Annotated in this window: 26 protein-coding genes; 15 read left to right on the top strand and 11 right to left on the bottom strand. The window is 62.2% G+C overall.

Going from position 1 to position 25,930, the window contains the following annotated elements:
* The first annotated feature begins 66 nt into the window (after positions 1-66).
* The 3 genes from IRL76_RS05560 to IRL76_RS05550 all read left to right on the top strand — a co-directional run bounded on the left by IRL76_RS05560 (position 67) and on the right by IRL76_RS05550 (position 2,300).
* Positions 67-522, top strand: coding sequence for a vgr related protein (locus IRL76_RS05560; RefSeq protein WP_246450015.1), 456 nt, complete (start codon positions 67-69; stop codon positions 520-522).
* A 108-nt stretch (positions 523-630) separates the two neighbouring features.
* The gene (locus tag IRL76_RS05555; RefSeq protein WP_200983794.1) at positions 631-1,794 is read left to right on the top strand and encodes a PrnB family protein; all 1,164 of its coding nucleotides are present in this window, start codon (positions 631-633) and stop codon (positions 1,792-1,794) included.
* A gap of 38 nt (positions 1,795-1,832) precedes the next feature.
* Positions 1,833-2,300 (top strand): hypothetical protein, encoded by a 468-nt coding sequence (locus IRL76_RS05550; RefSeq protein WP_200983793.1) that lies wholly within the window; start codon positions 1,833-1,835, stop codon positions 2,298-2,300.
* On the opposite strand, the gene IRL76_RS05545 is transcribed toward IRL76_RS05550, so the two are convergent.
* Genes IRL76_RS05545 through hrcA form a run of 3 tightly spaced genes read right to left on the bottom strand, consistent with a single transcriptional unit; the run spans position 2,297 to position 5,715 of the window.
* The gene (locus IRL76_RS05545; protein ID WP_200983792.1) at positions 2,297-4,045 is read right to left on the bottom strand and encodes a DUF885 domain-containing protein; all 1,749 of its coding nucleotides are present in this window, start codon (positions 4,043-4,045) and stop codon (positions 2,297-2,299) included. The genes IRL76_RS05550 and IRL76_RS05545 overlap by 4 nt on opposite strands.
* A 22-nt stretch (positions 4,046-4,067) precedes the next feature.
* Entirely contained in the window at positions 4,068-4,655 is a 588-nt protein-coding gene (locus IRL76_RS05540) for a nucleotide exchange factor GrpE (protein WP_246450069.1), read from the bottom strand.
* A gap of 16 nt (positions 4,656-4,671) precedes the next feature.
* Positions 4,672-5,715 (bottom strand): heat-inducible transcriptional repressor HrcA, encoded by a 1,044-nt coding sequence (gene hrcA / locus IRL76_RS05535; protein WP_200983791.1) that lies wholly within the window; start codon positions 5,713-5,715, stop codon positions 4,672-4,674.
* Positions 5,716-5,799: 84 nt separating this feature from the next.
* Between hrcA and rph the strand changes: the two genes are divergently transcribed.
* Positions 5,800-6,516 (top strand): ribonuclease PH, encoded by a 717-nt coding sequence (rph, locus tag IRL76_RS05530; RefSeq protein WP_200983790.1) that lies wholly within the window; start codon positions 5,800-5,802, stop codon positions 6,514-6,516.
* Complete coding sequence (gene rdgB, locus IRL76_RS05525) at positions 6,513-7,139, top strand: RdgB/HAM1 family non-canonical purine NTP pyrophosphatase (protein ID WP_200983789.1); 627 nt, start codon at positions 6,513-6,515, stop codon at positions 7,137-7,139. The genes rph and rdgB overlap by 4 nt, the downstream gene beginning before the upstream one ends.
* Before the next feature lie 4 nt (positions 7,140-7,143).
* Here the strand turns inward: rdgB and IRL76_RS05520 are convergent, their stop codons facing one another.
* Complete coding sequence (locus IRL76_RS05520; RefSeq protein WP_200983788.1) at positions 7,144-7,692, bottom strand: CAP domain-containing protein; 549 nt, start codon at positions 7,690-7,692, stop codon at positions 7,144-7,146.
* 46 nt (positions 7,693-7,738) lie between these two features.
* On the opposite strand from IRL76_RS05520, the gene hemW reads away from it, so the two are divergent.
* Together hemW and IRL76_RS05510 are read left to right on the top strand one after the other, a co-directional pair.
* Positions 7,739-8,893, top strand: a complete 1,155-nt coding sequence (gene hemW, locus IRL76_RS05515) for a radical SAM family heme chaperone HemW (RefSeq protein WP_200983787.1) — start codon at positions 7,739-7,741, stop codon at positions 8,891-8,893.
* Complete coding sequence (locus IRL76_RS05510; RefSeq protein ID WP_200983786.1) at positions 8,890-9,786, top strand: tyrosine recombinase XerC; 897 nt, start codon at positions 8,890-8,892, stop codon at positions 9,784-9,786. The genes hemW and IRL76_RS05510 overlap by 4 nt, the downstream gene beginning before the upstream one ends.
* Here IRL76_RS05510 and IRL76_RS05505 read toward each other — a convergent pair.
* Genes IRL76_RS05505 through rsmI form a run of 4 tightly spaced genes read right to left on the bottom strand, consistent with a single transcriptional unit; the run spans position 9,783 to position 12,590 of the window.
* The gene (locus tag IRL76_RS05505; protein WP_200983785.1) at positions 9,783-10,391 is read right to left on the bottom strand and encodes a DedA family protein; all 609 of its coding nucleotides are present in this window, start codon (positions 10,389-10,391) and stop codon (positions 9,783-9,785) included. The genes IRL76_RS05510 and IRL76_RS05505 overlap by 4 nt on opposite strands.
* A gap of 22 nt (positions 10,392-10,413) precedes the next feature.
* Positions 10,414-11,382: a glutathione synthase gene (gene gshB, locus IRL76_RS05500; RefSeq protein ID WP_200983784.1), complete on the bottom strand. Its 969-nt coding sequence runs from the start codon at positions 11,380-11,382 to the stop codon at positions 10,414-10,416.
* 9 nt (positions 11,383-11,391) lie between these two features.
* Positions 11,392-11,742: a YraN family protein gene (locus IRL76_RS05495; RefSeq protein ID WP_200983783.1), complete on the bottom strand. Its 351-nt coding sequence runs from the start codon at positions 11,740-11,742 to the stop codon at positions 11,392-11,394.
* Positions 11,739-12,590 carry a 16S rRNA (cytidine(1402)-2'-O)-methyltransferase gene (rsmI, locus tag IRL76_RS05490; protein WP_200983782.1) on the bottom strand — a complete coding sequence of 284 codons (852 nt, stop codon included), beginning with the start codon at positions 12,588-12,590 and terminating at the stop codon, positions 11,739-11,741. Before rsmI ends, IRL76_RS05495 begins: the two co-directional genes overlap by 4 nt.
* A gap of 36 nt (positions 12,591-12,626) precedes the next feature.
* Between rsmI and IRL76_RS05485 the strand changes: the two genes are divergently transcribed.
* From IRL76_RS05485 to IRL76_RS05470, 4 genes are all read left to right on the top strand, one after another.
* Positions 12,627-13,781: a penicillin-binding protein activator gene (locus IRL76_RS05485; protein WP_200983781.1), complete on the top strand. Its 1,155-nt coding sequence runs from the start codon at positions 12,627-12,629 to the stop codon at positions 13,779-13,781.
* A 62-nt stretch (positions 13,782-13,843) separates the two neighbouring features.
* Positions 13,844-15,820 carry a DNA topoisomerase IV subunit B gene (gene parE / locus IRL76_RS05480; RefSeq protein ID WP_200983780.1) on the top strand — a complete coding sequence of 659 codons (1,977 nt, stop codon included), beginning with the start codon at positions 13,844-13,846 and terminating at the stop codon, positions 15,818-15,820.
* A gap of 252 nt (positions 15,821-16,072) precedes the next feature.
* Entirely contained in the window at positions 16,073-17,320 is a 1,248-nt protein-coding gene (locus IRL76_RS05475) for a DUF3422 domain-containing protein (RefSeq protein ID WP_246450014.1), read from the top strand.
* 92 nt (positions 17,321-17,412) lie between these two features.
* Positions 17,413-18,267 (top strand): AAA family ATPase, encoded by an 855-nt coding sequence (locus IRL76_RS05470; protein ID WP_200983779.1) that lies wholly within the window; start codon positions 17,413-17,415, stop codon positions 18,265-18,267.
* A 73-nt stretch (positions 18,268-18,340) separates the two neighbouring features.
* On the opposite strand, the gene IRL76_RS05465 is transcribed toward IRL76_RS05470, so the two are convergent.
* A complete protein-coding gene (locus tag IRL76_RS05465) occupies positions 18,341-19,741 on the bottom strand; it encodes a methyl-accepting chemotaxis protein (RefSeq protein WP_200983778.1) in 1,401 nt (466 codons plus the stop codon).
* Positions 19,742-19,861: 120 nt separating this feature from the next.
* Here IRL76_RS05465 and IRL76_RS05460 point away from each other — a divergent pair, with 120 nt between their 5' ends.
* From IRL76_RS05460 to IRL76_RS05445, 4 genes are read left to right on the top strand one after another with little or no spacing between them, the layout of a single operon-like run.
* A complete protein-coding gene (locus IRL76_RS05460; protein ID WP_200983777.1) occupies positions 19,862-21,043 on the top strand; it encodes a vWA domain-containing protein in 1,182 nt (393 codons plus the stop codon).
* Positions 21,040-21,669 (top strand): hypothetical protein, encoded by a 630-nt coding sequence (locus IRL76_RS05455; RefSeq protein ID WP_200983776.1) that lies wholly within the window; start codon positions 21,040-21,042, stop codon positions 21,667-21,669. Before IRL76_RS05460 ends, IRL76_RS05455 begins: the two co-directional genes overlap by 4 nt.
* A gap of 56 nt (positions 21,670-21,725) precedes the next feature.
* Positions 21,726-22,529: a lipid II flippase Amj family protein gene (locus IRL76_RS05450; protein WP_200983775.1), complete on the top strand. Its 804-nt coding sequence runs from the start codon at positions 21,726-21,728 to the stop codon at positions 22,527-22,529.
* Positions 22,526-23,365 carry a DUF817 domain-containing protein gene (locus IRL76_RS05445; protein ID WP_200983774.1) on the top strand — a complete coding sequence of 280 codons (840 nt, stop codon included), beginning with the start codon at positions 22,526-22,528 and terminating at the stop codon, positions 23,363-23,365. The genes IRL76_RS05450 and IRL76_RS05445 overlap by 4 nt, the downstream gene beginning before the upstream one ends.
* On the opposite strand, the gene IRL76_RS05440 is transcribed toward IRL76_RS05445, so the two are convergent.
* Both IRL76_RS05440 and IRL76_RS05435 read right to left on the bottom strand, forming a co-directional pair.
* Complete coding sequence (locus IRL76_RS05440; RefSeq protein ID WP_200983773.1) at positions 23,362-24,648, bottom strand: spinster family MFS transporter; 1,287 nt, start codon at positions 24,646-24,648, stop codon at positions 23,362-23,364. The two genes, IRL76_RS05445 and IRL76_RS05440, sit on opposite strands and share 4 nt — an antisense overlap.
* 79 nt (positions 24,649-24,727) lie before the next feature.
* Positions 24,728-25,930, bottom strand: coding sequence for an exo-beta-N-acetylmuramidase NamZ family protein (locus tag IRL76_RS05435; protein WP_200983772.1), 1,203 nt, complete (start codon positions 25,928-25,930; stop codon positions 24,728-24,730).

Below are 25,930 nucleotides of genomic sequence, written 5' to 3'. Positions count from 1 at the left end.
ACATTGGGTGTAGAAACCCATCAGTCCGATGCCCTACCTTCGTGTCCCATCGGTGGCGAGCGATGCTTGACGGGTGGTGAAGTTGCCTTGGGAGCGGAAATTTTCGGCTCTGCGATCGACTTTGACCGGGTCACCATTCGGCGGCGTAAGTTCTTCCCCTTTCAACCTCGCAAGGTCACCATGGCTCCGCGCGGTCACCTGCATTTCCACCCCCATGGAGAGAATTATTGCGATGATTTCGCCCATGCCGACATATTTCGCCAGGCACACTTCATCCATGAGCTAACCCATGTCTGGCAGGTGCAGACAAAGGGTAAGTGGTACTTACTGACGCACCGGATGCCTTGGGCCAGATACGATTACAGCCTGAAGCCTGGTTGGGGCCTTGAGAAATACGGTATCGAACAGCAGGCCGAAATCGTTCGCCACGCATTTTTGCTGCGCAAGGGTGTCAAACTTGCAGGGGTTAGCGACAAGACTGCTTACGAAATCCTCGTCCGATTTCCCGGCGCTACGCTCTGATCCTTCCACAATGATTCCGTAGCGTCACTTGAGCAAACCGGTTTCATTGGATACGAATGCACGCGTTGACCGGGCGGCCCAACCCGCGCCCGGCGATGAGTCACTCACATGGAGCTTTCCGACTACGGTATGAGCCGCGAGCGCGGCTACCTTTCGCATTACGAAATCGACGAGGTTACCCTTCCCGCACAATTCGCGCCCATCGTGGAGGCAGCAGGCAATCTTTCGGCGCTGCTGACCAGCGGCCGTGTGCGGCACTTCCTCGATGCACTGCCCGATCCCGACATCGGTGAATGGGCCATAACTGCGCCCGAAGAGGAAGTGCGCACCGCGATGGTCCACTACTCCTTCATCGTGCAGGGCTACGTCTGGGGCGAACCCACACCGCCCGCGCACCTGCCCGCCAATCTCGCACGCCCGATGTGCGCAATTGCCGATCGCCTCGGCCAGGCACCGCTTCTTCCCTATTCCGGCTATGTGCTCGACAACTGGTACCGGCTCGACAAGACCGGCCCCGTCACGCTCGACAACATCGCCATGTACCAGAACTTCCTTGGCGGTGCGGACGAGAACTGGTTCGTCCTGGTCCATGTCGCGATCGAGGCCGAGGCCGGCGTCTTGCTCGACAACGCGGCGAAGCTGGTGACCATTGCCAAGACTGGCGATGAAGCAGAGGCAACGCGCCTGCTGCGCGAAATGGACGAGGCGTGGGAGCGCATCTACGCCCACTTCGCCCGCATGCCCGAGCAGTGCGATCCCTACATCTACTTCCACCGCGTGCGTCCCTACATCCATGGCTGGGCGAACAACCCGGCACTGGCAGGCGGCGGCCTCGTCTACAAAGGTATGAAGCGTTACGAGGACAAGCCGCAGGCCTTCCGCGGCCAGACCGGCTCGCAGTCGAGCATCGTCCCGGCGATGGATGCCCTGTTCCAGGTCGGCCACAGCGACGATCCGCTGCGCCAGTTCCTCGACGAGCTGCACCAGTACCGCCCCGTCGAGCACCGCCGCTTCATCGAGGACCTTGCCGCTCAGTCGACGCTGCGCACTTTCGTCGCAGGGACCGACAACGCGGAACTGAAGGCGGCTTTCAACGCCTGCCTAGAACAGTCGGCGCGTTTCCGGACCCGACACCTCGAATATGCCGCCAGCTACATCAACAAGCAGGCCGGCAGCATCGCGGGGAACGACCCCGATGTCGGCACCGGCGGCACGCCGTTCATGAAATACCTCAAGAAGCACCGCGACGAGAACGCCGCGCAGCTGGTTTAGTTTAGGATTCGGCAGGGATTTTTTGCTACGATTAGCAAATGAGCAGCAATATCCCTGCCGAGTTTTCTATCGCTCGGAGTGAGTTCATAGATGCCCACAATCATGCCGACCAGTCGGTTCGGGAAAGATTGGCCGTCTTGAAGATCGCTTCAAAGACTTTACTTGCTCAGAATATCGAAGCTCTTCGTAAGACCCCGGCGGCACCAAGCTACTCGAAGTCAGAAAAGGCTCGGGTTGATGGACTCCTCGACGAGCTCGTCGAGTTGAACGGCATTCGATGCGATATCGTGCATTCTCGAATGCAGGTTCTTCAAGTCAATCAAGTTGCCAATGCATTTTTTGCCAATGTTCAAGATCAGCAGAAGCTTGGTCGGACCGGCCTGTTGTTAACGCTCAACGAGTTACGATGCTGCACGAACACGCTTGGTAGGATTGCGCGTGAAATATCGAAGCTCGAACAGAAGCCACACGCAGCCTCCGCTGTTTCGAAAACGACCGCCTCCTAATCGTACTTCACCCCGGGAAGTCCTTGGCCGCCATCGGCGATGAAGGCGTCGATCCGCTCTTCAAGCACCGGGAGCGGAACCGACCCCAGCGACAGCACCACATCATGGAACTTGCGGATGTCGAATGCCGGACCGAGCTCCTTTTCGGCCTTTGCTCTCACCCGGCGAATGGTCATTTCACCCAGCTTGTAAGCCAGGGCCTGCCCGGGCCAGCTGATGTAGCGATCGACCTCCGTGCCGACCTCGTGCGTCGATAGCGCAGTGCGGGATGCGAGGTAATCCATCGCCTTTTCGCGGCTCCATCCGTACTGGTGGATGCCAGTATCGATCACCAGTCGAACCGCGCGCCACATCTCGTAACTGAGCTGGCCGAAACGCTCGTAGGGCGTGCGATAAATGCCCATCTCGTTACCGAGATACTCGGTGTAGAGACCCCAACCCTCGCCAAAACCGGAGAAGTAGGTTTCGCGACGGAAGCGCGGCGCCTCGGCCTGTTCCAGTGCCACGCCGGCCTGGAAGCTATGGCCCGGTATACACTCGTGCATGGTGAGGGCCGGAATGTTGTACAGCGGACGCGATGGCAGGTCGTAGGTATTCATCTGGCACGCATCGAGCCCGCCCCGCCCCGCCGTGTAGAATGGTGCAATCGCCGGATCGACCGGGCGAATGGTGAAGCGATGGCGTGGCAGGAAGCCGAAATAGTCTGCAATCTTTCCATCGACACGCTTCGCGACATAGGCCGATACGCCCATCAGCTCGTCAGGCGTTTTGGCGACAAACTGGGGGTCGGTCCTCAGGAAGTGGACGAACTCCTGTAGAGTGCCCTCGAACCCGGCCTCTGCTTTCACCTTCTCCATCTCGGCGGTGATGCGGGCTACTTCCGACAGGCCGATCTGGTGAATTTGCTCGGCGGTCAGGTCCAGCGTAGTATATTCGCGGATCTGCTGCTCGTAGTAGGCCTTGCCGTCGGGGAACTCGCTTGCTCCCGGTGTCGTGCGCGTCTTCGGCAGGTACTCGTCACGGAAAAATGCCAGGAAGTCGCGATATGCCGGCGTTACCGCTTCGGAGATCGCCGCCCTGCCCTCTGCCAGCAAACGCTCGCGCTCTGCAGCGGGGAAGCGCTCGGGCATCTGCTTGAACGCGCCCCAGAACGGACTCTTCTCGGGATCGTCCACCACGTAAGCTGCAAGCGAGGCATCGCGACCCTCCAATGTAACTCGAGGTACGCTGAAACCGCGCTTCAGGCCTGCGTGGGCGTTTGCCTTGTTCTCGGCAAAGAACCGGGGAAGGTCGCGCATCCGGCTTATGTAGCGATCGTATTCTTCGACCGTGGTGAAGCCATTACGCGCAGCGAGATAGCTCCAGAAGCTGTTGTCACTATCGAATGGCATTTCCCATTCGCGAAACTTCGCATCGCCGATTTCGGTCTGGAGCAGGTGGCGAAATACGGCAGCGTCGGTCTTGCCTTCCGCGGTCAATGCCCCGCCGTCGATGCTATCCAGCTTCGCCAGCATGGTCTTGGCATATTGCGCGCGCTGGCGATTGGCCTCCGGGGTTACCGACCAGAACTTGCCGCCCGGGGTCGTGCTACCGTTGGCTTCTTCGATCTGCCCGTAATCGGACAGTCGCTGCGAATACCACTGGTCCGCCAGCGCCGACACCTGCGCGTCGGCACTCTCTTGCGCCATGGCCGGAACCGACAAAGTGGCGACGAGGACCGCCGCCGGATAGAAAGCAGTCCTCATCGGAATTCCCTTCTGTAGGGGATCAGTCAGGCTTCTTTGCGACGCCGACCATTGCCGGACGAAGCAGGCGATCCTTGATCATGTAGCCGGCCTGCATTTCCTGAACGATGGTGCCGGGCTCTGCATCTGCCGTCGGGATTTCGAGCATGGCCTGGTGCTGGTTCGGATCCAGCGGCATGCCTGTCGAGGCGATGCGGGTGATGCCGTTCTGCGAGAAGACTTTCTCCAGCTCGCGTTGGGTGGCCTCTATACCGGCGATGAACCCTTTCGACTTCTCGCTCTCGCGCAATTCGTCGGGGATGTGGTCGAGAGCGCGCGCAAGGTTATCGGCAACGCTCAGGATGTCCCGTGCAAAGCCAGTCGCGGCATAGTTGCGCGCATCCTGGATTTCCTTTTCGAGACGACGGCGCACGTTCTGCGTTTCCGCGCGTGCATAGAGCACGTCCTGCATGGCGGCTTCGAGATCGTCCTTGAGCTTGCCCAGCGCCTCGCCCAGCGAACCCTCTTCGTTCTCGCCATTGTCGCGCATGTGCTCGGGCACGCCTTCCATCTCGCGCGCCACTTCCTCGTCGACCGCCTTGGTCCGCGGTTCGTCCTTGTTCTCGTCGATCACTTGAAAAACCCTGTCAGCCTATTCTCTTGCCCAATGATCGGGCCGTGAAATCCACCATGGGGACGACGCGCGCGTAATTCAACCGAGTCGGGCCGATCACGCCCAGCACGCCGACCACCTTGCCCTCGCGGTCGCGGTATGGCGCGGCGATGACGGATGAGCCGGAAAGCGAGAACAGGCGGTTCTCGCTTCCGATGAAAATACGCATGGCTTCGGCCTGCCGCGCGCGTTCGAGAAGTTCGGACACCGATTGCTTGTTTTCGAGGTCGTCGAGGAGAGATCGGACGCGGTCGATATCGGCAAGGGCGCTTTCGTCGAGTAGATTCGCCTGGCCGCGCACGATGAGCACAGGGCGGTTGGCCGCGTCCTCCGTCCAGGTTGCTATGCCCCGCCGAACGAGATCTCTGCTAGCTTCGTCGAGTGCGCTTTTCCCCGACGCGATTTCGCTCTCGACCAGATGAGCCGCCTCGGCAAGGGTTCGCCCGGCAGCACGGGCAGTGAGATAGTTGCTCACCTGCTCCAGGGACGATCGCAGCGCCTCGGCTGGTAACGGGAGAATCCGATTTTCGACGTGCCCGTCCTCGCCCACCAGTACTGCCAATACGCGACTGGCATCGAGCGGCGTCAGCGAAACTTGCGCAAGCCTCGGCTCTCGGCGCGGGACCATGACCATGCCGGCCGCGCCCGAGAGATCGGACAGCAGCGCGGACGTTTCTTCCAACGCCCGTTCGATCGGCCCCGGTTCGGAAAGGCGCTGCTCGATGGCCGCACGCTCCTCGCGTGTAGGCTCTGCAACCTGCATCATGGCATCGACGAACAGACGCAGCCCGGTTTCAGTTGGCATGCGTCCTGCACTGGTGTGCGGGGCAGACAGCAACCCCCTCGTCTCAAGATCGGCGAGGACATTTCGGATCGAAGCCGGGGAGAGATTTAGCCCCCCCTCGCCGGCCAGGGTCTTCGAGCCCACCGGGATGCCGCTGTCGAGATAGCCTTCAACGACGAGACGGAAAATCTCGCGTGCACGGTCGCTGAGGTCGGTGAGCGGGGGTGAATTCATCCGCCCTTTCTAGCCGCTCCCCTTGCGGCCTCAAGACCCTTGCGCCAAACGCGGACCCGAGAATCGCCTGCACTGGAGAAACACATGCGACCTTCCGGACGCGCGCCCGACGAGATGCGCGCCATCACTATCGAAACCGGCTTTACCAAGCACGCCGAGGGAAGCTGCCTGATCAGCTTTGGCGAAACCCGGGTGCTGTGCACCGCCAGCGTCGAGGACCGTCTGCCGCCCTGGATGCGCGGCAAGAACGAAGGCTGGGTCACCGGCGAATATTCAATGCTTCCACGCGCCACCCACACCCGCGGCCAGCGCGAGGCAGCCAAGGGCAAGCAGAGTGGACGAACGCAGGAAATCCAGAGACTTATCGGTCGCTCCTTGCGCGCCGTGGTAGACATGAAAAAACTCGGTGAGCACCAGATCACGCTCGACTGTGACGTGCTGCAGGCCGATGGCGGAACGCGTACGGCATCCATTTCTGGCGCGTGGGTTGCCCTGCGGCTTGCAGTCGATGGCCTGATGAAGTCGGGCGCTATCAAGGAAGACCCGATCACTGCAAAAGTGGCCGCAATCTCCTGTGGTATCTACAACGGCACTCCGGTGCTCGACCTCGACTACCCAGAGGACAGCAGCGCCGATGCCGACGCGAACTTCGTGTTGATCGAAGGCGGCAAGATTGCCGAGGCACAGGCCACCGCCGAGGGCGCTCCCTATGACGAGGAAGGCTTCCTGCGCCTCCTACGGCTTGCCCAGATCGGCTGCGCGCAGATCTTCAAGGCCCAGGAAGAGGCCACGCGCAAATGACCCGCAGGCTCGGCTCGGGATCGCTGGTGATCGCCACCCACAATGCGGGCAAGCTCAAGGAGATCTCCGCTCTCCTCGATCCGCATGGCGTGAAGTGCATCTCGGCCGGGTCGCTGGGCCTGCCCGAACCTGCGGAAACCGGGACGACCTTCGTCCAGAATGCGCTGATCAAGGCCCGTGCGGCGGCAGAGGCGTCGGGCCTTGCTGCCCTCGCCGACGACAGCGGCCTGTCGGTGGATGCCCTCGACGGCAGGCCCGGAGTCTACACCGCCGACTGGGCCGAGCGCCAGTGGTTCGAAGGCGATCCGGGCCGCGACTGGTACATGGCCATGGGCAAGGTAGAGGGGATGCTCCAGCAAAAGGGAGCCGACGTCGACCGTTCGTGCGCCTTCCATTGCGTTCTCGCGCTGGCGTGGCCGGACGGGGAGTACGCGATCTACGAGGGAAAGGCTCCGGGGACCCTGACCTGGCCACCGCGTGGCACCATGGGTTTCGGTTACGATCCGGTGTTCGTGCCGATCGGACGCACCCATACCTTTGCTGAGCTTGACCCGGAGGAAAAGCATCGCATCAGCCACCGGGCCGATGCCTTTGCCAAGCTGGTTGCCGAGCAATTCGGCTAGGCGCTCAATAGGCGCGCTGACCCCAAACATTGCCGGCGGGCCAGTAGCGACAGACGAGGACGTCGTTTCCACGAGCAGTGACGACTGCGCAGCCTACTTCCTGCGTGTTGCGCCACACGACCTGCGTATAGTGACCGACATCCTTCCAGTTTCCCGTGCGCGAGATGTTGGGCAAGGCTTCGTGCCGGTAGTTCTTGCGCTCGTCGATGAACATGCCGACCATCGTTTCCACCGGCCAATTGCCGGCGGTCCCCATCCAGAGATTCTCGCCCGTGCCGTTCCGGATCGCCCGGTCGGCATGGTCCAGCCTGCCCCGGCGCGAAAGTTCCTGCGCCCAGTCGCGCGCCTCGTCCTCGAGATGCACGTTCCACTTGAGCTTCGGCAGGTTCAAGCGCGCGCGCTCGTCATTATGCATCTTGAGCATCCGCGCCGCGAGATGCAGATCCGACGTCGCGCCCGGCGACGATGCGCTTGCGGCCACGGCGATCCCCGTGGCACACAGCAATCCCAACGCGCCGACAAGCGACGCGACCCGTTTTTTTGACCCGTCCATGGGCGCGTAAATTCCGCCCGCAAGATTAAGATTGGCTGAAGGCATCTTGGCTCGCGCTCTCTACATACACTGGCCTTTCTGCCTCGCGAAATGTCCCTACTGCGACTTCAACAGCCACGTCCGTGACAGTGCTGACATGGGTGCCTGGGAGGCGGCGTTGTTGGCCGACATGCGCCACGAAGCGGCGCAGGTTTCTTCTGAGGAACCGCTCGCAAGTATCTTTTTTGGCGGAGGAACTCCCTCCCTCATGCCACCGCGCCTGGTCGAAAGGTTGCTGCGGGAAGCCGAAGATATCTGGGGTTTCGACGACGGGATCGAGATCACGCTGGAAGGCAATCCATCCTCCGTCGAAGCCGCCAATTTCGCCGCGCTGGTCACCGCCGGGGTCAATCGAGTGTCACTGGGCGTACAGAGTCTGCGGGACGAGACGCTCCGTTTTCTCGGCAGGCTGCACGATGCTGTAGAGGCTGTAGAGGCTCTTGTAGTAGCGCAGCGCACATTCAAACGTGTCTCATTCGACCTGATCTATGCCCGGCCGGGCCAGAGCGAGTCGGATTGGCGCCAGGAATTGTCCGAGGCCCTCGACCTCGGAACAGGCCATCTCTCGCTGTACCAGCTGACAATCGAGCCTGCGACGCGGTTTGCCACTGACGTCCGGCTGGGCGTCTTCGATCCGCTTGACGATGACCGGGCGGCTGACCTGTTTGCCCTCACCCGCGAGATGACCGAGGCGGCAGGACTTCCCGAATACGAGGTCAGCAACCACGCGCGTCCCGGCGAGGAAAGCCGCCACAATCTCACCTACTGGCGTTACCAGGACTACATGGGGATCGGTCCCGGCGCTCACGGGCGCCGCAACGGCATTGCTACGACACGGCATCGCAAGCCTGAGAACTACCTGGCAGCCGTGAGCGAACGCGGACACGGCATTGCGGAAGAGCGGGTGCTCGGAACGATGGAGCAGGCATCCGAAGCCTTGCTGATGGGCCTCAGACTTGCCGAGGGGATCGATCTCGCAGCGATTGCGCGGCGATTTGGCGTCACGCCTGCCACGCTTGTCGATGACGCCAAGCTGGCGCTCTACCGCGACCTCGGCCTTGCGTGGCAGGCGCACGGGCGCATTGGCGTCACGCCGCAGGGAATGCCGCTGCTCGATGCGTTGCTGGGCGAGCTGGTGCAGGCAGACCTCGTGACGTCATGAGCAAGGCCGACCTGCTCGAGGCATGGCACAATCACCTCGCGCTCGGGCGGCGCCGTTCGCCGCACACGGTGCGGGCTTATGGAGCCGCGGCGGAACGACTGCTTTCCAGTACAGGCTTCACCAGCTTCGACGACGTCGCCGACGTCACCGCGATGCAATTGCGCAACCATCTGGCGTCACGCCGCGCAGACGGACTGTCCAATGCCTCCGCTGCGCGGGAACTCTCGGCCCTCAAGGGCTTCGTGTCCTTCGCCAGGGCGCAGGCCGGTCGCGAGCGGGCAGAAGCCCCGCGCCTGCGTGGCCCGCGGATCAAGAAGGGCCTGCCACGCCCCGTGACGCCGGACGATGCAGTCGGCCTTGCCGACACGGTCGGCGAGTTGGCGGCCACGGAGTGGATTGGTGCTCGCGATCGCGCCGTGCTTCTCCTTCTGTATGGCGCGGGCATGCGCATTGCCGAGGCACTTTCCCTCAAGGGTGGCGACCTGCCACTGGGAGAGCGGCTGACCGTGACGGGCAAAGGCGGAAAGCAACGCGTGGTGCCGCTGCTGCCGGTCATCAGGGGCGCAGTCGCCACCTATGCCGACAAGTGCCCCTGGCGACTTACCAGCGATGGTCCGCTGTTCCGTGGCGCGAAAGGTGGCGCACTGTCGCAGGGCATGGTCCAGAAGGCGACGGCCCAGGCGCGCAAGGCACTCGGCCTGCCCGATACTGCCACACCGCACGCCCTGCGGCACAGCTTCGCGACGCACTTGCTCGGCGCGGGTGCCGACCTGCGCAGCCTTCAGGAACTGCTCGGTCATGCCAGCCTGGGTTCGACGCAGATTTACACGAAAGTCGATGCCGCGAGCCTGCTGGAAACCTACCGCAACGCCCACCCGCGAGAGCAAGACTAATCGCCCGTCTCGCTCGGGCTCCAGGTGATCACGCGGTAAGCGTACCAGACCACGCCACCGGCAAGGAAAAGGCCGACCGCCCAGCCCGCTGCCGTCTCGTAGCGCGCCATGAGGCCCGAAACCGCCCCGCCTCCGGCGATCAACGCGCCGTTCCAGATGAGCGAGCCGAGGAAGGTGAACAGGACGAAACGCCACGGTTTCATCCTCGCCAGGCCCGCCGGGAGCGAGATGATGGTCCGCAGGAAGGGCGAGAAGCGCAGGATGAAGACGATCCAATCGCCGTTTCGGCGAAACCTGTCCCGCGCTTCGACGAATTCATGCCACTCGAACGTCAGCCAACGGCCATAGCGCATAATGAAAGCCTTGAGGTTTTCCTCTCTCCAACGCCGGCCGAGCCAGTACCAGAAGAGGTTTCCCGCGACCGTGCCGGCTGTCCCGATCAGCAGCAGCGGGAGGAAGGCCATCTGCCCGCGCGCCACCAGCACGCCGCCATACCCCATGATGATTTCCGACGGGATCGGCGGAAAAATGTTCTCCAGCGCCATCAGCAGGAAGATGCCGACGTATCCGCCGCTGGCGATGGTGTTCAGGATGAAGGCGTTCATGCCTTGAGAATGCGCTTGTCGGTTATTGGTTCGCCTGCCGCCGCTCGATGGCATCCCAGATGAGGCCAGGCGTGTCAGTCCCATTGAACCGGTCGATGGCAATGATCCCCGTCGGGCTGGTGACGTTTATCTCGGTCAGGTACTTGCCGCCGATCACGTCGATGCCGACGAAGACCAGGCCGCGGCGTTTGAGTTCGGGGCCCATGGCATCGCAGATTTCCTGCTCGCGCTCCGAAAGCTGCGTCGCCTCGGCATGGCCGCCTTGGGCGAGGTTGGAGCGAAACTCGCCCTCGCCCGGAAAACGATTGATTGCCCCTGCAACCTCGCCATCGACGAGGACGATGCGCTTGTCGCCTTCGGCCACCTCGGGAAGGAACGGCTGGACCATGTGCGGTTCGGGCCAGGTCTGGTTGAAGACCTCGCTCAGCGCCGAAAGATTGGTCCCTTCGGCGTCGATGCGGAAGATCGCCTTGCCGCCATTGCCATGAAGCGGCTTCACCACGACCGAGCCGTGCTTCTTCTGGAATTCGCGAATGTCGTCGAGGCTGCGCGCGACGAGTGTCGGCGGCATGAAACGCGCGTAATCGAGAACGAACATCTTTTCCGGCGCATTCACCACCTCGCGCGGATCGTTGACCACAAGTGTCGTGCCTTTGAGCCGGTCGAGCAGGAAAGCAGCGCTGATGTAGCCGAGGTGGAACGGCGGATCCTGCCGCATGAGCACCACGTCGATGTCGCGCGCAAGGTCGATCCGGCGACGTTCTCCGGCACTGAAGTGATCCCCGGCAACGCGCTGAACGGTGACGGGCGCGGCATGGGCGGTAATCTTGCCCATCGGTGTGCCGTCGCCTTCGTAGGCGAGCGAGGCGACGTCGTAGTGCCACACCTCGTGCCCGCGTGCCTGCGCTGCCAGCATCAGGGCAAACGAGCTGTCGCCCGCGATATTGATGCTTTCCAGCGGGTCCATCTGTACCGCGACGCGCAGGCCCATGCCGATCTCCTAAGGTTGCCAGGCGTTCGCGATGTGGCGAGGGAAAGCGCCGGGCGCAAGCAGGATAACGTCCAGCGTGATATCCTCGCCTTGGGTGGCGTAGCGATGTGCGACTGCCTCGACCGCCGCCGCAACGCGCGAAAGCCTGCGCTCATCGATTGCGAGGTCGAGTTCCTCCCGCTTGCGCCGCCATTTGACCTCGACGAAAGCGACAAGCCGACCACGTTTCGCCACGAGGTCGATTTCGCCCGCCGGGGTCTTCACCCTTCTGTCGAGAATTTGCCAACCCTTGGCGCGGAGCCACAGCGCCGCCCTCGCCTCTCCGTCGCGGCCGCTCCTTTCGGCAATCTCGCGCTTCATTCGCCGCGCAGTTCCATCGCCCGCTTGTAGAGTTCCTTGCGGTCGAGTCCGGTGACCTTGGCGACGTGCGCAGCTGCCTGCGAGGTCTTCATGGTGGTCAATGCGTCGGCAAGCAGCATGTCTGCATCGTTGCCGCTCATCACCTGTTCGATCGGTGGCCCTACCAGCAGCACGATTTCGCCCTTGGGCGGATGCGCATCGTAATAGGCTATCAGGCCGGGCGGCATGCCGCGTCGCGCTTCCTCGTGCAGCTTGGTCAGTTCGCGCGCAACGGCCACTTCACGATTGGGAAGTGCATGGTCGATCGCGTCGAGCGACTTCAGCAGGCGCGGCGCCGTTTCGTAGAAGATCAGCGTCGCGTCGATGCCGGCCAGTTCCTCCAGGAATTCGCGGCGCGCCTTGTCCTTCGACGGCAGGAAACCTGCAAACATGAAACGGTCGTTGGGAAGGCCCGAGAGGGTCAGCCCCATTACCGCCGCGCAGGGTCCCGGCAGCGCCGTGACCGGTATTCCTTCCGCCCGGCAATCGTTGACGAGGCGATATCCGGGGTCGCTGACCAGCGGAGTCCCCGCATCGCTGACCAGTGCGACTGCCCGCGTCCGCATCGATTCGACCAGACGCGAACGGTCGCGATGCTCGCTGTGGTCGTCGTATCGCCAGAGCGGCTTTGAAATACCGAGATGTTTCAGGAGTTTGCCAGTCACCCGAGTATCCTCGCAAGCCACGCCGTCGCAGCGGCGCAGGACATCGACCGCACGCAGGGTGATGTCGCCGAGGTTGCCGATAGGGGTGGCAACGATATAGAGCCCCGGATCGAGGCTATTTTCGGGAGGGGCGTTTTCGCTCACCCTCCCCCAATGGACAGATGTAAGGGACGCGGCAAGATGAAGCGCTGGACTATCGACCGTCGAGCCATGGTGACGATGGGGTTGGCAGCCCTGCTGGCGGGGTGCGCCGTCATTCCGAAGGGGGCACAAAGGCCCGGTCCGGTAGAAACGCCGACGGGTGAGCCGACCGAGGCGCTGCCAACCGACGAAACGCGCCATCGCATTGCCCTGCTCGTCCCGATGACGGGTTCGAACGGCAACGTCGGGCAGGCGATCGCCAATGCGACCACCATGGCGCTGCTCGACACCAATGCGAGCAACTTGCGCATCACGACCTACGACACGGCCATCGGACCTCAGGCGGCGGCGAAGAAGGCGGTGCAAGAGGGGAACAAGCTGATCCTCGGCCCGCTGCTGGGCACGAACGTGCCCTCGGTCCTTGCGGAGGCTCGTCCGGCGAACGTTCCGGTCATCACCTTCTCCAACGATACGACTGTCGGCGGACCGGACGTCTTCGTCATGGGCCACATCCCCGAACAGTCGATCATGCGCACCATCCAGTATGCCCGGACGAAGGGCTCGCAGAACTTCGCCATTCTCTCGCCGGGCGGCGAATATGGCGAACGCGCCGAAGCGGCGATGAAGCAGGCAGTCGCGACATTCGGCGGCAAGGTCGTGCACACCGAACGCTATTCGCGCGGCAACACCTCGATCGTCAGCGCAGCGCAGCGAATGAAGGCGAAGGGCGGCTACGATGCGGTTCTCATCGCCGAGGGCGCACGACTGTCCATACAAGCAGCCGGCGTGCTCAAGCCTGGCGGTGCAGGGTCCGCACGTCTGCTGGGGACCGAACTCCTGAGCGGGGAAAGCTCGATCACCAAGGCTTCCGCCATGCGTGGGACCTTGTTCTCCGCCGTGTCGGACAGCCGCTACAAGCGTTTCGTCGACAGTTACGAAGCCCGTTTCGGCAGCCAGCCCTATCGTGTGGCAACGCTCGGTTACGATGCTGTCCTGCTGACCCTGCGCGTCGCACGTGACTGGAAGGTCGGAAAGGCATTCCCGATCAAGAGCCTGCGCAGCGAGGACGGTTTCCTCGGCCTCGACGGCGCCTTCCGCTTCAAGAATTCGGGCGTGGTCGAACGTGCCATGGAGTTGCGCGAAGTGCGCGCGAACGAGGTGGTCGTCGTGGAGGCAGCGCCCGCCCGTTTCTGAGGGGGCGGATAACCCGCGCCGTGCGCTTGTAGCGGTGCGAGCCACCACGATATAGCGAAGCCATGTCCGACGACCTTTTCGACAATACCCCCGCGACCAGCGGCGATTACGACGCATCCTCCATCGAAGTCCTCGAAGGGCTCGAACCCGTGCGCCGCCGCCCCGGCATGTACATTGGCGGGACCGACGACCGCGCATTGCACCACCTTGTCGCCGAAGTGCTCGACAATGCCATGGACGAGGCGGTCGCTGGCCATGCGAGCCGGATCGAAATGCGCCTCGACGAGAACAATCGCGTCACCATTTCCGACAACGGTCGCGGGATCCCGGTGGCCGAGCATCCCAAGTATCCGGGCAAGTCGACGCTCGAGGTCATTCTCACCACCCTGCACTCCGGCGGCAAGTTCTCGGGCAAGGCCTATGCCACCAGCGGCGGCCTCCACGGCGTCGGCGTCAGCGTGGTCAATGCCCTGTCGAGCGACACCCGCGTCGAAGTCGCACGCGACCGTCAGCTATACGCGCAGGAATTCTCCAAGGGTCATCCGACCGGCAAGCTGCAGGAGCTTGGTCCGACGCCCAACCGTCGCGGCACCACCGTGTCCTTCGTGCCGGATACCGAGATTTTCGGCGACCGTGCCTTCAGCCCCAAGCGCCTGTTCAAGCTGGCGCGTTCGAAGGCCTACCTCTTTGCCGGCGTCGAAATCCGTTGGAAGTGCGCCCCTTCGCTCGCCACCGACGATGTGCCCGAAGAGGCGGTATTCAAGTTCCCCGGCGGCCTTGCCGATCACCTTGCCGAACAGATCGGCGGGCGCGAATGCGTCACCTCGCAGCCTTTCGTCGGTTCGCAGGATTTCCCGGAAGAACAGGGCCGCGTCGAATGGGCAATTGCCTGGCCGCTGTTCTCCGACGGGTCGACCAGCTGGTACTGCAACACCGTCCCGACGCCCGACGGCGGTACCCATGAACAGGGCGTTCGCGCCGCGCTGACCAAGGGCCTGCGTGCCTTCGGCGAACTGACGGGCACCAAGAAGGCAAAGGACATCTCCGCCGACGACGTGATGACGGGCGCCGAAGTCATGCTGAGCGTCTTCATCCGCGACCCGCAATTCCAGTCGCAGACCAAGGATCGCCTGACCTCGCCCGAGGCAGCGCGCCTTGTCGAGAATGCGGTGCGCGACCACTTCGACCACTTCCTCACCGATAACATGGACCGGGGCAAGGCGCTGCTGGGACAGGTGATGGAGCGCATGGACGAGCGCCTGCGCCGCAAGGCGGAACGCGAGGTCAAGCGCAAGACCGCGACCAATGCCAAGAAGCTGCGCCTGCCCGGTAAGCTGACCGACTGTTCTGGCGAAGGCGACGGCGAAACAGAACTTTTCATCGTCGAAGGCGACAGTGCCGGCGGCAGCGCCAAGCAGGCACGCGACCGCAAGACGCAGGCAATCCTGCCGATCCGCGGCAAGATCCTCAACGTCGCGTCAGCGACGGCCGACAAGATCCGCGCCAATACCGAAATCGCCGACCTTACCCTCGCCATGGGTTGTGGAACGCGCAAGGATTGCGACCCGGAAAACCTGCGCTACGACCGCATCATCATCATGACCGACGCCGACGTCGATGGCGCGCATATCGCCACGCTGCTGATGACCTTCTTCTTCCAGGAAATGCCCGAGGTCGTGCGCAATGGTCACCTCTACCTCGCGCAGCCGCCACTCTATCGCCTGACCGCAGGCAAGGAGAGCCGCTACGCCCGCGACGACATCCACCGCAAGGAGCTGGAAGAGACGGTCTTCAAGGGCAAGAAGGTCGAGGTTGCGCGCTTCAAGGGCCTGGGTGAAATGAACCCCGGCCAGCTGCGCGAAACCACGATGAACCCGGAAAGCCGCAGCCTCATCCGCATCACCCTGCCGCAGGAATTCGAACAGCGTGCAGTGGTCAAGGAACTGGTCGACCAGCTCATGGGCCGCAATCCCGAGCATCGTTTCAACTTCATCCAGAACAACGCGGGCGAGTTCGACCGCGAAATGATCGACGCTTGATGAACTGGTGATGCGCGCGTTTGTCGATCTGCTTGGCACCTTCTCTCCAGCGCTCGCCGACGCGGCCAAGAAGTTTGCATCCGACCCCCAAACCACGACCCCTGTGGAATAGACCTCTCGCGATAATCGGGTCCTCGCATTCGGAATTGCTCCGAAGCACAATTGCTGCATCGATCTTCTGGCGCGAAGCCGTGACCCTCGCATGATGTCCCAACGTATGTTAGGATATGCTAATATGAGGAGGGTCCGCGCTTGCGCGAGCACGAACTACGGCAGCAGATAAACACGGAAATGCACCTTCGCCGGTGGCCGCCCTTGAACGCTCCTGCGTATCTCCTCCAAAATCTCAGGATTGTTGCACCCGAAGAACGAGATGCAGAAAACGAGCTTGTAGGTAGGTGGCTCGATAGTTCGGCACCGCTGGACCCGACCTGTCGCCATGTTTCGGGCTCTCTTCCGGGTGGTACGCCGTTCACTTGGGAACGACATACCGAAGGCTCGACGATCACAGTTTTCCATGATGGCGCCCCGGAAAAATTGGCGCTGGATGATACCCTGAGAAAACTGGACTCCTTGCCCGGCAAGGTCCTGCGTGCGACCGAAATCATCCTGGTGGCGAGCGAACGGGATGCGCATTCCATCTTGCCCGGACTCAAATTCAACGACGGGGAACTCGTTTCCTCGCAGATTGGCGGCGCTATGCGCTTCTGGTCCGATTTCAGACTCCACGAACGCCGGTATGGCCGCGTGCTGGTGGCGACGTGCGGTGCCGAAGCGGGGACGATTTCGCGGATAGTCCAGCAACTCCAGGAACTGGGAAACTATCGCAATCTTGCCCTTCTCGCCCTGCCGACAGTGCGTCGCCAATGGGCAGAACTGGACGGTGCGGAAGCAGAACTGGGTCGTATCGCCGAACGCGTCTCGGACCCCGCCACGAATGACGACGACCTCCTCGAAGGAGTTTCCGAACTCTCCTTGAACATTGCCAACCTGACGAATGAGGTTGGCTATCGGCTCGATGCTACGCGCGCCTATGCCGAGCTGGTCTCCGAGCGGCTCGAGGATCTTGCCCCCGAGCCGATCGGCAATCACCAGTCGCTCACCAGTTTCACTCGCCGCAGGCTTATGCCCGCCGTGCGTACCTGCGCGGCGCACCGCGATCGCCTGCTCATCCTCTCGCAGCGGGCGGCGAACCTGACAGCGCTGCTGAGAGCACGTGTGGAAACACGCATCGAAAACCAGAACGCGCGACTGCTGGGATCAATGGAGCGAACGTCACAGCGCCAGATGCGCCTGCAGCAACTTGTCGAAGGCCTGTCGATCTTTGCCCTCGCCTACTATGGTGTTGGCCTGTTGGGATATGTCCTCGACGCGATGGACGAGCATCAGGGCTTGCCAACCCATGCCATGATCAAGGCTTGGGCCGTTCCCGTCTTCATGGCTACGATCTGGCTTGGAATACACGCGGTAAAGCGGCGCATCCTGGCGGATGACGGTTAAGCCGGGCGGCGTACCGCTCAGGGGAAGCAACTGGCTCTTGCCCTTAGCGTCGACGCACCCTAACGCTAACGTAAAGTTGCAAGGGAAAACCGATGTCCGACCAGTCCCGTTTTGAAGGTACCAGCTCCTACATCGCTACCGAAGACCTCAAGGTCGCGGTGAATGCAGCAGTCACGCTGCGCCGCCCGTTGCTGGTCAAGGGCGAGCCAGGCACGGGCAAGACGGTCCTTGCGCACGAGATTTCCAAGGCCCTCAATGCGCCGCTGATCGAATGGAACGTCAAGTCGACGACCAAGGCGCAACAGGGCCTTTACGAATACGACGCCGTGGCCCGCCTGCGCGACGGCCAGCTTGGCGACGAGCGTGTCCACGACATCTCGAACTACATCAAGAAGGGCAAGCTGTGGGAGGCCTTCACCAGCCCTGAACTGCCCGTCCTGCTCATCGACGAGATCGACAAGGCCGACATCGAGTTCCCGAACGACCTGTTGCAGGAACTCGATCGCATGAGTTTCGACGTCTACGAAACGCACACGCGGATCGAGGCCAAGGAACGTCCGATCGTCGTCATCACCTCGAACAACGAGAAGGAACTGCCCGACGCATTCCTGCGCCGCTGCTTCTTCCACTACATCAAGTTCCCCGACCGCGAGACGATGCGTGACATCATCGAGGTCCACTATCCCGGAATCCAGAAGAACCTCGTCACCAAGGCGATGGATATATTCTACGAAATCCGCGAAGTCCCCGGCCTCAAGAAGAAGCCGTCGACCAGCGAACTGCTCGACTGGCTCAAGCTGCTCCTCAACGAAGACATGCCCGTCGAGGTGCTGCAGGACAGCAATCCCAACGCCGCCATCCCTCCGCTGCATGGCGCGCTGCTCAAGAACGAGCAGGACGTGATGATGTTCGAACGGCTGGCCTTCATGGCGCGCCGCCAGAGCTGACGCCTGTTGCCGCAACGAAAAAGGGGCGCGTTCCATTGCCGGAACGCGCCCCTTATTGTTTCTGCGGGGGCAATCAGTCGAAGGTGTAAGCCAGCTCGGAATCACCCCAGCGGCGGCCGTTGATGAACAACGGCACGTAGACGTTGCGCACCACGATGTAGTTCTTGCCATCGCCCTCCTGGCGATAGACTGCCATGGTGTAGGGATCGCTGCTGGCCTTCGAGACGAGGTCGACACCTTCGAGGATGATACGGCCGTTACGGCAGAATTTGGTGTCGTGCGCGATGTCGCCGGTGGGCTGGCGCGAATGGGCACTGACGTGGGTCGGCAGGAAGCCTCTCATGTCTGCCGGCGAGCACATCTTGATGTAGCCGCCTTCGGCAACCACGGCGTCGATCACGGGGCGCCAATTGCGGTCAGCCCAGTCGCTCAGCGTGGTGCGGTAGAGCTGCGGGTTCGTGCCGGGGACCGGGCGGTAGTTCTGGTCGAACAATTGCTCCATGGTCAGTTCCCCCTTGGCAATTGCCTCTTCGGCAATGCGGGCGAGGTTCTGGCAATGGGCCATTGCGCGATCGACCATGGCGCTGTCCTGCGGCGAGAGACCCGCCTTGACCAGCTTGTCGAACATGTCGCTGGCTGTGAGTTCGAGGTCTTCCATGCGACCATGCGCGGTCTCGAGCTTGGCCTCGTTCTCGGTGACTGCTCCGTCGAAATCGGTCAAGACGTCCTGGACGCGGTGAACATGCTCCGAAATCGTCGCAGTGTTGCGGGCGATCTGGTCCTGCTGGGCATCGACCTCGTTGATCAGTTCGGTAACGCCGAGGAGCGTGTGCTCGATCGCCGAGACCGAGCTCTTTGCCTCCGCGCTGGCGGTGGCCCCGACCTGGATTTTCTCGATTACCTGTTCGGCTTCGAGACCCAGCATGTCGATTGTGCGGCCGATTTCCTCGGTGGCCTTGCGGGTCTCGCTGGCGAGTGTCTTTACCTCGTTGGCGACCACAGCGAAGGTGCGGCCCTGCTCGCCGGCACGCATCGCCTCGATCGTGGCATTGAGAGCGAGTATATTGGTTGTCTCGGCAATCTGGTCGATTTCCTGTGAGCTGCGCCGCACCTGGTCCATTGCTGCAGCGAAGCCGGTGACATGTTCGGTCAGCGTTTCGACAAGGCCGAGGAGATTGCCGATCTGGCCGAGCGAGTTGCCGATGAGTTCCGAGCCTTGGGCAAGCCTGTCGATCGCACGTTCCGAAAGGAGCCGTGCCTCGTCGCTGGCTTCGAGCACCTTGCGCTGGTCCTCGTCGAGCGCAGAAACGGTACCCTGCAACTCGATGTATTCGGCACGCAAATGCCCGAAAGAATCGATGACGCCCTGAACGATACCGGCGACGTCGGTGCACCCGACGGTGACCTTGCCGCAGCTTTCCGGGATCTGGCTGATGTTCGCCGCGCCCTTGGCATTGATTGCACTGAGTTCCATGTACGGACTGACCCCTGTTGTGTGTCCTTTGGCATGCCAGATAAACAGGAATGGTTATTGGCGGGTTAAGCGTGGCGCTTTTCACTTCGCCTCCGCCGCCGGTCGCGCTAGGCTGTCACCATGTTCTTCAACTTCGTCGACGAGCTGCGTGCAGCAGGCATCCCCGCAAGCTTCAAGGAGCACCTCACCCTGCTGGAGGCGCTCGACAAGGACGTGATCGAGCAGACGCCCGAGGCGTTCTACTACCTGTCGCGCGCGACCTTCGTGAAGGACGAGGGGTTGATCGATCGCTTCGACCAGGTCTTCGCCAAGGTTTTCAAGGGAATAATGTCGGACTACGGGCAAAACCCGGTCGACATTCCCGAGGATTGGCTGAAGGCCGTCGCCGAGAAGTTCCTCTCCGAAGAGGAGATGGAGGCGATCAAGTCGCTGGGGTCCTGGGACGAGATCATGGAGACGCTGAAGAAGCGGCTCGAGGAACAGGAAAAGCGCCACCAGGGCGGCAACAAGTGGATCGGGACCGGGGGCACCTCCCCCTTCGGCAACGCGGGATATAACCCCGAGGGCGTCCGCATCGGGGGCGAGAGCAAGCACAAGCGGGCGCTCAAGGTCTGGGACAAGCGCGAGTTCAAGAACCTCGACAACACCAAGGAACTTGGCACCCGCAATATCAAGATGGCGCTGCGCCGCCTGCGCCGCTTTGCCCGTGAAGGCGCGGCAGACGAACTCGACCTGGATGCAACGATCGACGGGACCGCCAAGCAGGGCTGGCTCGACATCCACATGCGCCCCGAGCGGCACAATGCCGTGAAGTTGCTGCTGTTTCTGGATGTCGGCGGTTCGATGGACCCTTTCATCAAGCTCTGCGAGGAACTGTTCAGCGCGGCGACGACCGAGTTCAAGAACCTCGAGTTCTTCTACTTCCACAATTGCCTCTACGAGGGGGTCTGGAAGGACAACCGCCGCCGCTGGCAGGAGCGGACCAAGACCTGGGACGTGCTCCACAAATACGGGCACGACTACAAGGTCATCTTCGTCGGCGATGCGGCGATGAGCCCCTACGAGATCACTCATCCGGGCGGCAGCGTCGAGCACATGAACGAGGAAGCGGGCGCGGTTTGGATGCAGCGCATGGTCAACACCTATCCCGCAACCGTGTGGCTCAATCCGGTGCCGGAGAAGCAGTGGAACTATTCGCAGTCGACCAAAGTGATGAAGCAGCTGGTCAATGACCGCATGTATCCGCTGACGCTCGACGGGCTCGACGACGCGATGCGCGAGTTGAGCCGCAAGCAGGGATGAGCTTGGCCTCAGGGGACGGCCACGTTTGCATCGCCAGCTGCACGCACGATCTGGGCGGCGAAACCCGCCTGTTCTCCTATGCACCCGTGGCGGATACGCGGATCCATCAGGGTGAAGCGATGGCGATCAAGGCCTTCGGCATTCCGGTGAGATCACCCCTCACGCCCTACATCTCTGTCTGGCGCAGCGAATTCTCACCGCGCATGGATGCGCACACTCCGCCGAAGAAGGTTTACCTCAACGCGATCTTCGGGGACGACCCCTGGCATCCCCCGGCATCGCTGGTCGAGCATGCCGAACTGCGTCAGCGAAGGGATGAGCTCATTTTTGCCGCGGTCTGGGCCGTCGACGGCGCCGATCCGGTCCTCGAACGTTTCGCTGTCGAGATCCGCGCCGATGGCGGGCACACGCACTTCAGGTCAATGCACGATGACGAGAACGCGCGTATGCTGGATATCGCCTGGGGGAGCCTGCACCTGCCTGCTCATGGCGCGGACAACGTTTCCTTCAATTTGCGCGCCGTGATGCCCGAACGGTATAACTTCAGAGAAGACGTTCGCGACCGACGGGTCGAAGTAAATCTAACCGGTTCTGCCGGCCCCATTCCGGGCTGGATCAACTATTGAGCGGGGCTTACGCTTTCGCCGTGGCGTGCGACGATTTGTCAGTCTAGGCGCACGGGATGGACTCTCCGCTGCTTGTCATCTGCCTGCTGACATTCGCCATCCACCTGATCGGCACCCTGGCCTATTCGGCACGCATTGCAGGCGTGCGAACCCAGCGGATCGCGCTGAGCTTTGCATTATTCAACATCCTCGTGCTGTTCTCGCGTACCGCCAACGGCTTCCTCGGCCCGTTCCTTGCCAAGCGCATCGAAACGCGGCTTCATAGCGGTGCGGGCACCGGTCTCGAAGCCGATTTTCGCCTCGTGCTGCTGTCGGCCACAATCGCGGTGCTTTCCGGTATCCTCCTGATCCCGACGGGCCAACGCGTCTTTTCGAGAGCGATCGGCTATTTTCAGAACAACCGCTCGACTACGCGCCTGCTCCTGCGCAGCGCGAGCCCGGCGGGCCTGAAAGTGATGAAGGAGTCGGTCACACTCCCCAGCCCTTCGCAACTGGCATCGTTGCGCGGCGGTCCGGGCGTCGGCTGGAGCGTACTGTTCGGCAACATGATGGCTCAGGCCCTGCTGACGGTCGGCGTTCTCGCGTCGCTTTACGCCGGCTACCTCGCGCCCGAGTTCCGGGTGACGGCAAGCCAGCTTTCTGCGGTGGTGAACGGCTTTGCGACCATCCTGCTGTTCGCACTCATCGACCCGCAATTGTCGGTCATGACCGACGACGTGGTGGACGGGAAAGTCTCCGAGGGCCAGTTTCGCAGGACCATCGGGTGGATTTCCCTGAGCCGCCTTGCTGGCACCCTGCTGGCGCAGGCTGTGTTCGTACCGGCCGCGATGGCGATTGCTGCGATCGCGGTGTACGTTTGACCTTTCACCACTCCCGCTTCGAGGCGGTACGCCTCCGCCTCGAACAGTTCGATCCCGGGACCGGTTGGAGATTGTGGCTCTACGAATTCCTGCTGTTCGGCTTCAAGCAGGCCTGGGCGTGCCTGTTCGGCGCACTCATGTTGATCCTGCTGCTGGGCACCCACCTCTTCTATCCCGAGGGTGCGCCACTTCATCGCTACGACTTCATCACGCTCGGAGCCGTCGTCATTCAGGGAGTGATGCTGGCGCTGCGTCTGGAAACGCTGGAGGAGGCGAAGGTCATCCTCATCTTCCACGTAGTCGGCACGGTCATGGAGTTGTTCAAGACCGCCGCCGGATCGTGGCTCTATCCCGAAGCGAGTGTCCTTCACATTGGGGCCGTCCCGCTTTTTTCGGGCTTCATGTACGCCAGCGTCGGCAGCTACATCGCCCGCGTCTGGCGAATTTTCGACTTCCGCTTTTCGAATTATCCGCCGCGATGGGCAACGTACCTCCTGGCAGCCGCGATTTACGCAAACTTCTTCGCGCATCATTGGCTGCCCGATGTCCGCATCCTGATATTCGCAGCAGTAGGCTGGTATTTCGCCTTCACGAAAATCCACTTCCGCAATTGGCGCAGACACCGCTGGATGCCTCTTCTCGTCGGCTTCCTGCTGGTCGCGCTGTTCATCTGGTTCGCCGAGAATATCGGCACCTACGCAAGGGCGTGGAGCTACCCCGGCCAGGAGAACGAGTGGAAGATGGTCGGCATCGGCAAGCTGGGCAGCTGGTACCTGCTGATGATCATCAGTTTCGTTCTCGTCAGCCTGGTCAATCCCGTCAGAAAGCCCGACTAGCCCTTCTGGTCGAGTTCCTCGTCGAGCCGCAGGCTGCACCGCCAGAAGAAGAACGCTGGGATCAGGCTCATGACGCTGGCACTGTAGAGAACCCACTGGACGCTGTCTTCGCCCAAGGACGGCTTCAGAACGTCGGACAACATGCCGAAGAGCAGGGGCCCGAGGCCGAGGCCGATGAGGTTCTGGAAGAACAGCAGCACCGCCGATGCCAGTGCCCTCGCCTGCGGCGTCACAAGTCCCTGAACGCTCGAATAGGTCGGGCCATAATAGAGCGAGCCGAGGAAAGTCGGGAAGAACAGGATCAGCAAGGCAATGCGCCAGTCGCTCGCCGAATAGCCAAGGATCGCGGTGGGGGCGACAAGCAGCATTCCGAGCGCCGCCGCTGTCAGCACGTGCTGGCGTTTGACCGCTCCATATCGGTCGGCGATCTTGCCGCTGAGCCAGGTCCCGAGGATTCCCCCGGCCCCATTGACGATACCGAACCACAGGCCGACCTGGCCCGGCGTCAGACCGTGCGTGCGCTGGAAGAAGATCGTTGCCCACGTCGTCTTCCCGTAGCTGAGGAACGCGGCCGAGGAGGCCGCAATCAGCAACAGCACCATTGCCCTGCTGGAGAGGATCGAGCGGATCGCCTCACCGGTCGCCATGCCTGGAGGGGGTGAAGCTGCAGTAGCTTCGGCCATATGCCTGCGCGGGTCCTTCAGGACGAACCACACGACCAATGCCATGGCCACTCCGGGCAAGCCGACGATCATGAAGGCCTTGCGCCAGCCAAGGACGTCGACGAGCTGGCCGCCGATGATCATGCCGAGGACAGTCCCGATCGGGATGCCGAGGGCGTAAAATCCCAGCGCCGAGGCGCGTTTTTCCTTCGGAACGAGGTCGCTGATGAGCGAATGCGCCGCAGGCGTACAGCCCGCCTCACCAACGCCCACGCCGATCCGTGCGAGGAGAAGCTGGATGAAGTTGTTCGCGAGTCCGCACAGCGCGGTCATGCCCGACCAGACCGCCAGAGCGACAGCAATCAACCGTGGGCGATTGGTCGTCGGCCGATCGGCATAGCGCGCAATCGGCAGGCCCAGCACAGTGTAGAACAGCGCAAATGCAAGGCCGGTCATCAGTCCGATCTGCGTGTCCGAAAGCTTCAGATCCTTCGCAATCGGTTCGGCGAGGATGTTGACGATCTGACGGTCGATGAAATTGAAGATGTAGACGATCAGCAAGATCCAGAGCGTCACACGCACGGTTTTGCTCGTGTCGCCCACTGGCGCAGCTGTGGCCATTAATTCCTCTCCAGAAGCGCGGGTATGCCCGTCACGTCTGGAGAACGTTCCTTAATTCGAAGGCTTGGTCAAGCGCGGATCAGGAATACAGAAGATGCGGTGCGATGGTCTGGCGCCATTCAGCCTCGTCCGCCGAAGCGATGGCCTCTAGGTCGCCGGGCTCCGCCTCGGCATCATCGACCCATTCGCGCAGGGACGGTCCGCCGTTGATAACGTCGATGGCGAGACGGTCGAATTCGTACTCGTAGGGGAAATCGCGCCAGATCTCGTAGTCAGGGTAGAGCGTGCGGATCGCCTTGAAGGCGAGCGCCTGCAAACGCCACGGGCGGAACTCGTGATGGTCGTAGAACGGACCTTCGGCGTGGATCATCAGCGCATTGCAAAGGGTCTTCGCGTGCTTGTGGAAGGTCGGTTCGAACCAGCACTCGCGCACGGCGCAGCCGCGTAGCCAGCTGGGCGCCACGCGGTTCATCTCGTCGAGGACGGCGCCCGCATCGACATCGGGCGCGCCGAACAGGATTTCGAGCGGCCGTGTGGTCCCCCTGCCCTCACTCAGCGTCGTGCCCTCGAGCATCACCGTGCCGGCATAGGCGCGCGCCATGTTGAGGTTTGCCGCGTTCGGGCTTGGATTGATCCAGATGCGGTCGTCCGGCCAGCCATAGCCGGGAGCCTTGCCCGGTTGCCATCCGGTCATCTCGACAACCCGGTAATCGAGGTCGAGCTTGAAATGCTCGCGGAACCACAGGCCCATCTCGCCCATGGTCAGGCCGTGGCGCATGGGCATGGGAGCGGCGCCGACGAAGCTTTCCTGCCCCGGAACCAGAAGTGTACCTTCTACCGGCCCGCCTGCCGGATTGGGGCGATCGAGCACCCAGACTTCCTTGCCCGCCTTGGCCGCTTCATCCATCAGGTAGAGCAGCGTCGTGATGAAGGTGTAGATGCGGCAGCCGAGATCCTGCAGGTCGAACAGGAACACGTCGGCAGAGGACATCATCTGCCCGCTAGGTCGACGAACCTCGCCGTAAAGGCTGAAGATCGGGATGCCGTAGCGAGGATCGGTCTCGTCCTCGGTCTCGACCATGTTGTCCTGCTTGTCGCCCTTGAGCCCGTGCTGGGGCCCGAAGGCGCTGGTCACGTTGATGCCCCGTTCGACCAGAGCGTCGAGTGAATGCTTCAATTGCGCGGTGACCGACGCCGGATGCGCGACCAGAGCGACGCGCTTTCCCTTGAGCTGGGCGACGAGGTCGTCCTCTGCAAGCAGCCGGTCGATGCCGAAACGCAC

Origin of the sequence: Qipengyuania soli (assembly GCF_015529805.1) — a bacterium.
Classification (GTDB): domain Bacteria; phylum Pseudomonadota; class Alphaproteobacteria; order Sphingomonadales; family Sphingomonadaceae; genus Qipengyuania; species Qipengyuania soli.
Note: the sequence above shows the minus strand (reverse complement) of the source record. Positions and strands in the feature narration are given on the sequence as shown.